The sequence below is a fragment of the Clostridium vitabionis genome, assembly GCF_015351765.1.
GTDB lineage: Bacteria > Bacillota > Clostridia > Lachnospirales > Lachnospiraceae > Clostridium_R > Clostridium_R vitabionis.
This window is the reverse complement of sequence record NZ_JADKQA010000021.1, coordinates 1-2761: the sequence shown is the minus strand read 5'-3', so window position 1 is coordinate 2761 and position 2761 is coordinate 1. Positions and strand designations below refer to the sequence as shown.

The window sequence follows — 2761 nt, the reverse complement described above, 5'->3', positions numbered from 1 at the left end:
CCTTTTTCGGAAGAATTAACCTCCAGTATTTTTTTGGAAGGATTAACTTCCAGTTTTAAAATTTGCGAGTGGAACTTCGTTTAGCAATTCACCATAATCAAAAACAGATAGGGCAAAACCGCAATACAATTGAAAACTCTTATCCTGTATGATATATTTTTTTCTATAGCTAAAGTATGCCAGCAGCGGGCGGGGGTTCCGCCGGCGGACGATACAGGAGAGGAGAAGATATATGAAAAAAAGAAGACTGGCAGCACTGGCTGCTGCAGCGATGATGGCGCTTTCCATGACGGCCTGCAGCAGCGGCTCCACGGCGACAGCCGCGGCGACGACACAGGCAGCGGCAGAGACGAAAGCGGAGACTGCAGCTGAGACGAAGGCAGCAGAGACCGCGGCAGCGGAATCCAAGACGGCTGCTTCAGAGAAGAAAACAAGCGGCGCAGTGAAGGAACTTCCGGCGCGTGCGGATGACGTGCTGCTGATGGCGACCACCACGAGCACGGACAACACGGGACTTCTGGATTATCTGCAGCCGATCTTCAAGGAGGATACCGGCATCGATCTGAAGTGGGTTGCGGTCGGCACCGGCGACGCGATCAAGAAAGCCGAGGACGGTGAGGTAGATGTGATCCTGGTTCACGCGAAGAAGAAAGAGGAAGCCTTCGTGGAGAGCGGATACGGCGTGAAGCGGTATCCGGTGATGTATAACGATTTCGTGATCGTGGGACCGAAGAACGGCCCGATCGCGAAGACAGACGACATCGAAGCTGCGTTCAAGCAGATCCGGAACGACGAGCTCACCTTCATCTCGAGAGGCGACAACTCCGGAACGGAGACCAAGGAGAAGGGCATCTGGGAAGCGCTCGGCATCACGGACTACGAGGATAATCCGAACTACAAGTCCGCAGGCGCCGGCATGGCGGACACGCTTGCGATGGCGAACGAGATGGAAGGCTACACGCTCTCCGACCGCGGAACCTGGCTCGCGAAGAAGAGCAATTTCCCGGATATGGATATCGTCGTGGAAGGCGCGAAGAATCTGCTGAACCAGTACGGCGTCATCGCTGTCAATCCGGAGAAGTATCCGGATGTGAACAACGCTGCGGCAAACAAGTTCATCGAGTGGATCACTTCCGATGAGATTCAGAAGAAGATCGGTGAATTCGGCGTCGACAAGTACGGCGAGCCGCTGTTCACGCCGAACGCGGGAACCGATAACTGATGATCGACGAAACGTAACAGTCTGAGAAGCGGGGGTATCCGGAATCCTGTTCCGGAATCCCCGCTTTCTTTTCAGGAGGATGTATGCCGGCTGGCTTATTTGATGAATTTTTCGGGACGGTGGGTGTTCTGGACTCCATCCGCGTGACGGTGGTCATGTCGTTCTGGTCCACCCTGATCTCGTCTGTGCTGGGCATCAGTGCCGGACTGGCGCTCGAGCGGCACGAATTCCCCGGCAAACGCCTGGTGGTCCGGATTAACCGGACGCTGATGGGGGCTCCGCCGGTCGTCATCGGCCTGGTTACCTATATGCTGCTCCGGAAGAAGGGACCGTTCGGCGGCCTTCGTCTGGTGTTCACGATCCGCGGCATGGTGATCGCGCAGGTTCTGATCATCACGCCGATCATCTGCGGTATGGTATACACCTATGCCAGACGTTCGGCGCCGGAGATCCGGCAGTTTGCGCACATCATGGGTGCGGACAGACGCCAGACCGCGCGGCTTCTGCTCTCTGAGATGAAGAACGAAATTTATTTTGCCATCATTTCCGGGTACGGGCGCTCTATCAGCGAGGTCGGTGCGGTGTTTCTGGTCGGCGGCAATATCAAGAACAGTACCAGGACCATGACGACGGCGATCTCGACGCTGAAGGGTGCAGGAGATTACAACGAAGGCCTGTTTCTCGGCGCGGTGCTGATGCTGATGGCGTTTGCCGCGCAGACGCTGGCAGATCATTTCCGGAAGGAGGCGCAGTGATGAAGATCCGGAATCTTGTGCTGCACCGCGGCTCCTTTACGCTGGATCTGCCCGCGGTGGATTTTGTCCCGGGTCTGGTGCACGGGCTGATCGGGCCGAACGGCAGCGGCAAGACGACGCTGGCGGGCGTGATTGCGGGGATTCTGGTGCCGGACAGCGGAAACATTGACCCGGAAGGCCTTGGCCCGCGCGAGATGACCATGATGACGCAGCAGCCGTATCTCATGCACACGACGGTGCGGAAGAATCTGATCTATCCGCTGCAGCTGCGCGGGATCGCGCCGGATGAAACAAAAATCAGGGCTATGGCGGCCCGCTTCGGGCTGGAGCAGAAGCTGGAACAGAGCGCCCGCACGCTCAGCAGCGGGGAGCAGCAGAAGCTTTCCTTCCTGCGTGCACTGATCTTCGAACCGAAACTGATCGTCGTGGACGAGACATTGTCCAATCTGGATCCCGACAGCGCGTCCCTGTTCATGGAAACGATCCGGGAACATCAGCGGAAAACCCCTGTCACCTGGATCATCATCAGCCACCAGCTGGTTCAGATCCGCGCCATCTGCGACCGGGTTCACTTCATGGAAGGCGGCCGACATCTCGCGGAGGGTACGCCGGAAGAACTGCTTCTTCATCCGGAAGTGCCGGCAGTGCGCGAGTTTCTCGCAAGCACCGAGGTCTCGTTCGGGAGCTCATAAATGTTGACTTCCAATAAAACGTGCAACTAGAGAAAAACTGCGCGCAATACAACGCCCCAAAAGCCTTGAAAACACTGGATAATTCCGCATTT

The 2761-nt window shown here is 56.8% G+C and carries 3 protein-coding genes; all 3 read left to right on the top strand.

Going from position 1 to position 2761, the window contains the following annotated elements; all coding sequences use genetic code 11:
• Window positions 1-232: 232 nt before the first annotated feature.
• The 3 genes from ISF27_RS13055 to ISF27_RS13045 all read left to right on the top strand — a co-directional run bounded on the left by ISF27_RS13055 (window position 233) and on the right by ISF27_RS13045 (window position 2669).
• A complete protein-coding gene (locus ISF27_RS13055; RefSeq protein ID WP_235986444.1) occupies window positions 233-1222 on the top strand; it encodes a substrate-binding domain-containing protein in 990 nt (329 codons plus the stop codon).
• Window positions 1223-1305: 83 nt separating this feature from the next.
• Window positions 1306-1977: an ABC transporter permease gene (locus ISF27_RS13050; protein ID WP_194611901.1), complete on the top strand. Its 672-nt coding sequence runs from the start codon at window positions 1306-1308 to the stop codon at window positions 1975-1977.
• Window positions 1977-2669 carry an ATP-binding cassette domain-containing protein gene (locus ISF27_RS13045; RefSeq protein WP_194611900.1) on the top strand — a complete coding sequence of 231 codons (693 nt, stop codon included), beginning with the start codon at window positions 1977-1979 and terminating at the stop codon, window positions 2667-2669. Before ISF27_RS13050 ends, ISF27_RS13045 begins: the two co-directional genes overlap by 1 nt.
• Window positions 2670-2761: the final 92 nt, after the last annotated feature.